The organism is Mesorhizobium sp. M1E.F.Ca.ET.041.01.1.1 (assembly GCF_003997355.1).
Taxonomy (GTDB): Bacteria; Pseudomonadota; Alphaproteobacteria; order Rhizobiales; family Rhizobiaceae; genus Mesorhizobium.
The window spans coordinates 1-8036 of sequence record NZ_RZSL01000277.1; the positions used below are offsets into that span (position 1 = coordinate 1).

Annotated in this window: 8 protein-coding genes; 4 read left to right on the top strand and 4 right to left on the bottom strand. The window is 64.8% G+C overall.

Annotated features, from left to right (window positions below; genetic code table 11):
* The 3 genes from EOA38_RS21215 to EOA38_RS21225 form a co-directional block, all read left to right on the top strand.
* A partial coding sequence (locus EOA38_RS21215) for a GNAT family N-acetyltransferase/peptidase C39 family protein (protein ID WP_127300154.1) occupies positions 1–916 on the top strand: 916 nt, incomplete at its 5' end.
* Between the two features lie 4 nt (positions 917–920).
* Positions 921–2375, top strand: a complete 1455-nt coding sequence (locus EOA38_RS21220) for a RimK family protein (RefSeq protein WP_126094921.1) — start codon at positions 921–923, stop codon at positions 2373–2375.
* A 19-nt stretch (positions 2376–2394) separates the two neighbouring features.
* Positions 2395–2667 carry a DUF3303 family protein gene (locus EOA38_RS21225; protein ID WP_126094920.1) on the top strand — a complete coding sequence of 91 codons (273 nt, stop codon included), beginning with the start codon at positions 2395–2397 and terminating at the stop codon, positions 2665–2667.
* A gap of 3 nt (positions 2668–2670) precedes the next feature.
* Here the strand turns inward: EOA38_RS21225 and EOA38_RS21230 are convergent, their stop codons facing one another.
* A complete protein-coding gene (locus EOA38_RS21230) occupies positions 2671–3579 on the bottom strand; it encodes a LysR substrate-binding domain-containing protein (RefSeq protein WP_126094919.1) in 909 nt (302 codons plus the stop codon).
* Positions 3580–3663: 84 nt separating this feature from the next.
* Here EOA38_RS21230 and EOA38_RS21235 point away from each other — a divergent pair, with 84 nt between their 5' ends.
* On the top strand, positions 3664–4581 hold the full coding sequence (locus tag EOA38_RS21235) for a fatty acid desaturase family protein (protein ID WP_126094918.1): 918 nt from the start codon (positions 3664–3666) through the stop codon (positions 4579–4581).
* Positions 4582–4593: 12 nt separating this feature from the next.
* Here EOA38_RS21235 and EOA38_RS21240 read toward each other — a convergent pair whose 3' ends face one another.
* The 3 genes from EOA38_RS21240 to EOA38_RS21250 form a co-directional block, all read right to left on the bottom strand.
* Entirely contained in the window at positions 4594–6732 is a 2139-nt protein-coding gene (locus tag EOA38_RS21240; RefSeq protein WP_127300155.1) for an EAL domain-containing protein, read from the bottom strand.
* Positions 6733–6797: 65 nt separating this feature from the next.
* Positions 6798–7436 (bottom strand): HD family hydrolase, encoded by a 639-nt coding sequence (locus EOA38_RS21245; protein ID WP_126094916.1) that lies wholly within the window; start codon positions 7434–7436, stop codon positions 6798–6800.
* On the bottom strand, positions 7436–8036 hold a 601-nt coding region (locus tag EOA38_RS21250), incomplete at its 5' end, for a folate-binding protein YgfZ (protein ID WP_145966019.1). The genes EOA38_RS21250 and EOA38_RS21245, both read right to left, overlap by 1 nt.

Here is an 8036-nt window from a genome sequence, read left to right on the forward strand (position 1 = left end):
GTTTCGCAAGGGCAGCGGCGTGGCCCGGCTCTATTCCATCGCCGTCGGTCCGTTCTTTGGCAACCTCGGCATCGGCCGCCAACTGCTGGCCGCGGCCGAGGAGGCGGCCTACGAGCACGATCGCATGATGCTGCGGCTCGAAGTGCGCGAGGACAATCAGCGCGCCATCAGCATCTACGAGCAGGCGGGCTACCGCAGGATCGGCCGCGAGCCCGACTACTACGAGGATGGCGCCACCGCGCTGCGTTACGAAAAGACGCTGCGCGGCGACGTCCCGACCGCTACTGGGGTGCCGTTCTACCAGCAGACCTGCGAATTCACCTGCGGCCCCTGCTGCCTGATGATGGCGATGGCCAATTTCGACCACGGCTTCGTGCCTGATCCGGTCATGGAGATCCGCTTGTGGCGCGAGGCGACCACCGTCTTCATGATGTCGGGGCCGGGCGGCTGCGAGCCTTTCGGCCTGGCGGTTGCCGGCTATGAAAGCGGGCTTGCCGCCGAGATCTTCGTCTCCTTCCACGGCGCGCTGTTCCTGCAGTCGGTGCGCAGCGAGGACAAACGCCGGGTGATGGAACTCGCCCAGGTCGACTTTCGCCGTCGCGCGGAACTTTACGGCATCCCGGTGAATTACCGTCCGTTCGGCATCGACGACATCCGTACCGCCCTTGCCGGGGGCAAGCTGGTGCTGGTGCTGATCAGCGGGTTCCTGATGTTCGGCAAGAAGGTGCCGCATTGGGTGCTCGCCATCGGCGACGACGGCGACCATATCCTGATCCACGATCCCTGGGTCGAGGACGAAAGGCAGGAGACAATCCTCGACGCCGCCAACATTCCCGTGCCTTACGCTATCTTCATGAACATGGCGCAGTTCGGCCGCGACGGGTTGCGCGCCGCCATCACTCTGGGAAAACGCTGAAACAATGACCTGGGTCATCCTCACAGGCAGGCAGAACGACCTCGACCAGGTGGCGACGCCGCACAAGATCATCACCAACCGCGACTACCTCGCGCATCCGGCGCTGTTTCGCGGCCAGCGGCCGAAGGTCATCAACCTGTCGAACAACTACGGCTACCAGAGCCGCGGCTACTACGCCTCACTGCTCGCCGGCTCGCGCGGCCACAAGGTGATCCCTACCGTCGAGACGATGATCGACCTGTCGGAGCGCAAGCTCTACGAGCACGCGCTGCCCGAGCTCGAGCTCGCGCTCAACAAATGCCGCAAGGATCTCGGCGGAACCTTCCCGTCGAAGGTCGCCGTCTTCTTCGGCATCGGCCCGTCGAAAGTGTGGGACCGCTTCACCAAGCTTCTGTTCGACTGGTTCCGCGCGCCGGCGCTCGAGGTCCACATCAAGGATAGCGCCGAATGGGCCTCGATCCGAAAGATCGGCTTCCTGCCGCTCGCCCGCATGACCGACGAAGAGGACGCCTTTTTCCTGCAGTGCCTGGACACCTATACCAACCGCGAATGGCGCGACACCAAGGGCCGAACGCCGGCGCGCTATACTTTCGCTACGCTGGTCGATCCGCATGAGGAACTGCCGCCGTCGGAAATTTCCTCGCTGCGCTACTGGGCGCGGATCGCCGAAAAGATGGGCGTCGAGGTCGAGCCGATCACCAGGAAGGATCTCGCCAAGCTCGCCAACTACGACGCGCTGTTCATCCGCGAGACGACGTCCATCTCCAATCATACCTACCGCTTCGCGCGCCGCGCCCAGCAGGAAGGCATGCCGGTGATCGACGACCCATTGTCGATGATCCGCTGCACCAACAAGGTCTATCTCAACGAGCTGATGACCTACAACAAGGTGCCGGTGCCGCCGACGGTGATGATCGCCGGCACCTCGGACCTTGAGCTTGCGGCGCAGACGCTGGGCTTTCCGCTGGTGTTGAAGATCCCGGACTCGTCCTTCTCGCGCGGCGTCAAGAAATGCGAGAACCTCGCCGAACTGACGAAGCTCGCGACCGAGTGGCTGGAGGATTCCGACCTCCTCATCGCGCAGAAATTCATCCCGACCGAATATGACTGGCGCGTCGGCGTGCTCGGCGGCCAGCCGCTCTTTGCCGTCCACTATCTGATGGCCAAGAAGCACTGGCAGATCGTCAACCACAAGGCCAACGGCAAGCCCGACCAGGGCGGCATCAAGACCTTCACGCTGAAGCAGACGCCGCCGCATGTCGTCGAGACGGCGGTCAAGGCGGCAAAGTGCATCGGCGACGGGCTCTACGGCGTCGACCTCAAGGAGACCAAGGACGGCGTCTTCGTCATCGAGGTCAACGACAATCCCAATCTCGACCATGGCTGGGAGGATTCCGGCGAGAAGGACGAGGTCTGGGTGCGGCTGACGCAGTGGTTCCTGGAGCGCCTGGAACGATAGCTGCTCGAATGGGGCAAAGATGCTGTTTTTCGTAATCGAGGATTTCAGCGGCTGCGACCGCAAGGAAATCTACCGCCGCTTCCGCGACAAGGGCCGGCTGAAGCCAGACGAGCTCGTCGTGCACCACAGTTGGATCGCAGGCGACATGAGCCGCTGCTTCCTGCTGGTCGAGGCCGATGACGTCACGCTGCTGCAGCGCTGGGTCATCGAATGGGCCGATCTGGTCGAGTTCGAGATCGTTCCCGTTGCGACCAGCAAGGATATGGTGGCCGCATTGGCTGGACATCTCTAACTGCTAGGCGATCAGCGCCGGAGACCTGACCGCGCGCCGACATTCCTCGATCAGCCATTCGCGGAATGCAGCCACGACATCGCGTCTCGCGCTGCGCTCCGGGATCGTCAGGCAATAGGGCTGGCGCAGTTCCAGCGCGCCGGCCGCAGGGCGCACCAGCCTGCCGTCTTCGAGCGCCCGGGCGCAATAAATGCCTTGCGCTAGCGCCACGCCCAGCCCTGACATGGCGAGGTCGAGTGCCGCCCGAGACGAGTTTGCGGAGAGGCCGCGCCGTGCCGCCCGCCCTGGCTCGATGCCGGCCGCCTCGAACCAGTTGCGCCAGGACGGAAAGGAGGCGCCGGTCGGTCCCCAGTCGGTGTGGATCAACGGCAGACCGGCGAGGTTTTCGGACTTGATTGCGCCGGCAAGGCCCGGTGCGCAGACGGGATAGACCGCGTCCCGGACGATCTCCTCGGTCGGGTGCTCGCGATAATGCGGGCCGTAGGAAAGCCGGATGTCGATCAGCTCATGGTCGAACGGCACCGGGTCGTCGTCGCCTCTGAGCGAGATGTCGGCGGCGCCGTGGCTGGCGACGAAGCCGGCGAGGCGCTCGGAAAGCCAGCCCATCGCCATCGAAGGCGGCACCGAGATGACGAGCCTTGGCCGGAAAGCATCGCCGCCGCGCGCGACGCTGCCGATCTCCTGGAAGGCCATGGTGAGCCTGGGCAGCATCTCGACGCCGGCTTCGGTGAGCACGACGCGCCGGTTGACGCGGTGGAACAGCTTGCGGCCCATCTGCTCCTCGACGGTGCGGATGAGCTGGCTGACGGCGGCCGCCGAAATCGACAGCTCTTCCGCCGCCGCGACGAAGCTGCCGGTGCGCGCAGCCGCCTCGAACGCCTGAAGTCCCCTCAGCGATGGAAGTGCGACCATGGCAATCCGAAAGATAAGGTAATCTTATCTATTTTACAGAAATCCTCGTTTTTCGAAAGGTTTCTTGCTGAGTAGGCTGGTTTCATGCACGCAATCGGCCGCAACGAACCCGTCGACCACCGCGACGTCATCGCCTCGCTGAGCAGTGCGGAGCGCAGCCGGCTGACCGGCAAGTCAGACTGGCCGGGCCTCCTCCAGTTCGCGATCCATCTCGGTGCCATCGTCGGTCTCGGCGCGCTGATCGCGGTCAAGGTTCCGTTCTGGCCGCTGCTGATGCTGCCGCAGGGCATCTTGATCGTGTTCCTGTTCACGCTGCTGCACGAAACGCTGCACAGGACGGCGTTCGAGACGCAGTGGCTGAACGATGCCGTCGCTCGGCTCTGCAGCCTGGCGATCGCGCTGCCCGCCGACTGGTTCCGCTATTTTCATTTCGCCCATCACCGCTTCACCCAGGATCCGGAGAACGATCCGGAACTGGCCTTCCCGAAGCCCGAGACCTTGCGGCAATACATCGTCCATGTCTCGGGCCTGCCGGTATGGTGGGGGCATTTCAAGACGCTCTGCACCAATGCCGGCGGTCGCTGCCGGGACAGCTACGTGCCGCCGAAGGGCTTGCCGAAAGTGCAGGCCGAGGCGCGCGCGATGATCGCTTTCTACGTCGTCTTACTGGCGCTTGCCCTCTGGTTCAAGGCGACCGTGCTGCTTTACGTCTGGATCGTGCCGGCGCTGCTCGGGCAGCCCTTCCTCAGGCTCTATCTGCTGGCCGAGCATGGCCGCTGCCCCTTCGTCGCCAACATGCTGGAAAACAGCAGGACGACGATCACCAACTGGTTTGTCCGCAAGCTCGCCTGGAACATGCCTTACCATGCCGAGCATCACGCTTATCCCGGCGTGCCGTTCCACCAGTTGCCGGCGTTCCATCGGCTGATCGGGCGGCATCTCAAGGTGGTCGAGCCGGGATACGTGAGCTTCCACGAGAAATACATCGAGACGCTGCGCTGACGGTGCCTGGCGTCAGCCGGATTGGCGCAGCTTTTCCTGCGAGCGCAGCAGCCGGCTCGTCTCTGGGGCCTTGGCCGGCACGCCGATAAGAAAACCTTGTGCCTCGCCGCAACCTGCTTTGCGCAGCATCTCGAGCTGCGCTTCGGTCTCGACGCCTTCGGCGGTGACGGTGATGCCGAGCTCGGCGCCTAATCCGATCACGGTGCGTACGATCGCCGCCGTGTCGCGCTTGTCGAGGTCGCGGATGAAGGAGCGGTCGATCTTGATCTTGTCGACCGGGAAACGCCGCAGATAGCCGAGCGAGGAATAGCCGGTGCCGAAATCGTCGAGCGCGATGCGAACGCCGAGCCCGCGCAATTGGCCGAGCGTCTTCAGCACCGTATCGCTCTCGTCCATCATCACCGTTTCGGTGATTTCGAGCTCCAGGCGGCTGGCCGGCAGGCCGGAAAAGGCAAGCGCCGAGATCACGCCGCGGGCGAAGCCGCCGCCCCTGATCTGGGCGGCCGAGACGTTGACGGCCATGCGCACGTCCCGCGGCCAGCTTGCCGCCACGCTGCAGGCCTTGCGCAGCGCCCAGTCGCCGAGCTGCACGATCAGCCCGGTTTCCTCGGCCGCCGCGATGAAGTCTTCCGGCGGCACCAGCCCTCGCGACGGCGAGCGCCAGCGCATCAGCGCTTCGGCGCCGACGATATCGCCGGATGCGATGTCGAGGATCGGCTGAAAATCCAGTTCGAACTCGCGCTTGGGGAGCGCCGCTTCGAGATCGGCTTCGAGTGCCAGGCGCTCCCGCACCATGGCGTCCATGCCGGGCTCGAAGAAGCGGTAGATGTTGCGACCCTCGCTCTTGCCCCGGTAGAGCGCCATGTCGGCATTGGTCAAAAGCGTGTCGGCGTCCCGCCCGTCATCGGGATGGAGCGCGATGCCGAGGCTGACGCCGACATGCATCTCGCGGCCCTTGTCGCGATAAGGCTTGCCGATGATCTCGATGATGCGCTTGGCCAGCTTTTCGGCATCGGCCGCCGCCTTGATGTTGAACTGGATGATGGCGAATTCATCGCCGCCGAAACGGGCCACCACATCTTTCTCGCCGCGCAGGCAGCGCCGCAAGCGCTCGGCCACGCATTTCAGCAGCCAGTCGCCTGCCGGGTGTCCGAACGTGTCGTTGACGGCCTTGAAGCGGTCGAGGTCGATCGAAAAGATGGCCAGCGGCGCGGCGTTGGCCTCGCTCAGCGCCTGGTCGAGCCGCTCGCGGAACATCGAGCGGTTGGGCAGGTTGGTCAGGGTGTCGTGATGCGCAAGATGCGTCATGCGTTCTTCGGCGCGGCGTCGTTCGGTGACGTCGTCGAAGGTCACCACCCAGCCGCCGCTCATCGGCTGGCGTACGACCAGAAACGTCCTGCCGTCGGAAAGATAGCGGTAGGTCGACTGCATCTTCCCCGCCCGCAGGCAGGCTTCGGTCTTGGCGACTTCGCTGTCGACGTCGATCGAGGTGTAGATGCCGAGCTCCATCAGTCGTTCGAGCGCGTCGCGGTGCGTCGTTCCAAACGGGAAGTCCGCCTCGGCGACCTTGTAGAGCTCCAGAAAACGCTGGTTGCGCACGATCATCTTGCCGTCGGTGTCGTACATCAGCAGCCCTTGCGACATGTTGGCTAAAGCGGCGTCGAAGCGGCGGTGCTGCTCCTTCAACTCGTCTTCGGCGCGCCGCTGCTCGGTCACGTCCTCGTAGATCGACACCCAGCCGCCGGAAGCCAGCGGCCGGTGCGAGATGACGATGATGCGCCCGTCCGCCAGCGTCTCCTCATAGGTCGAGGGCTTCGCGCCGTCGATATAGGGCTTGCGGACGGCATAGAGCTCCTCGGCGCTTTGCGAGGCGATGCCGATATCGACGCTGTGCTGTAGGATGTCGAAGAAGCGGATGCCGGGCTTCATCACCTTGGCGTCGAGGCGGAACAGGTCGATGTAGTTCCGGTTGCAGATGATCATGCGCTCATCGGCATCGAACATGCACAGCCCGTGCGACATGTTCTCGACGGCGGCCGAAAAGCGTTCGTTCTGCGCTCGGAGTTCCTCGGCTATCCGCCCGGCCGGACCAACACGGGTTGCTTTCCGCCTGCCGGCGGCCGAACCAGTCTTGACATGAGCGACGGGCATGAGCGCGCCTGCTGACCGTGACTGAACACGTCACTGTCATCGCTGCCGGTTAATTTAGCGTTCTTTTACGTTGCGGAATTCACCGCAAGAAAAGCCTGGCGTTCAGCCTCAAGCGCCGTGAAACGCTTCAGAAATGCCGTCTGCGCCCAGGTCACCGAGCGCGGCGTGATGTCGAAACGGTCGGCGGAAAAGCCGCGTGGCCGGCCGAAATACTCGGTCGCCTCCGCCGTCGAGAAGCCGGCGAGCAGCGTCGCCTCGTAGTAGGCGGCGATCTGGTCGGCGCGCTTGATGTCCTTGCGCAAGGGGGCGCCGAGCTCCGCCGGCAGCGAGAAGCGCAGATGGATGGCGCGCTGCAGCCTCAGCTCGCAGTCCTTGTAGGAGCCGCCCATCACCGACTTGAAGGGCGAGATCATGTCGCCGATGACATATTCCGGCGCGTCGTGCAGCAGCGCGGCAAGCCGCGCTTCGGCAGACGCGGCCGGCACCAACTCGCCATAGAGCGCCTCGACCAGCAGCGAGTGCTGCGCGACGGAAAAGGCATGCTCGCCGCTGGTCTGGCCGTTCCAGCGGGCGACGCGGGCGAGCCCATGCGCGATATCGGCGATCTCGATGTCGAGCGGCGAGGGGTCGAGCAGGTCGAGCCGCCGGCCCGACAGCATGCGTTGCCAGGCGCGCGGCGGCGCGCCTGCCCGGTCGGCCGCCATCAGGCCTCCTCCGCGCTGACCGCGTCCTGCGGAAAGGTGAACTTGGCCCAGGCAGGAATGGCAAGCGTCACTGCGACGTCGCCGGCCATGATCTTCTCGCCGGCATCGAGCGCCGCCTTGACGCGGTCGATGCGGGCGATGGCAAGACCGGTTTTGCCACTGACCGAGCCGAGCGCGCCGACCGGCCGGCCGGCAACGGTGAGCTCGGTGCCGGAAGCGGGCAGGGAACCGTCGGCGGACGCGATCAGCACGCGGCGTCTCGCTGTACCGCGATGCTGCATGCGCGAGACCACTTCCTGGCCGACATAGCAGCCCTTCCTGAAGCCGACGCCACCGGTCTCATCAAGCAAGACATCATGCGGGAAGGCGTCGCCGAGCTGGTAGTCGGAACCGCTTTCCGCGATGCCGTTGGCGATGCGCAGCGCCTGCCAGGCGCCGGGGTCGCCATCCTCGGCCGCGCTGCCATAGACACGCCCGACCGCGACATTGCGGAAACGGGAATCGTGCAGCAGCGCGGCAAGCCGCGCTTCGGCAGACGCGGCCGGCACCAACTCGCCATAGAGCGCCTCGACCAGCAGCGAGTGCTGCGCGACGGAAAAG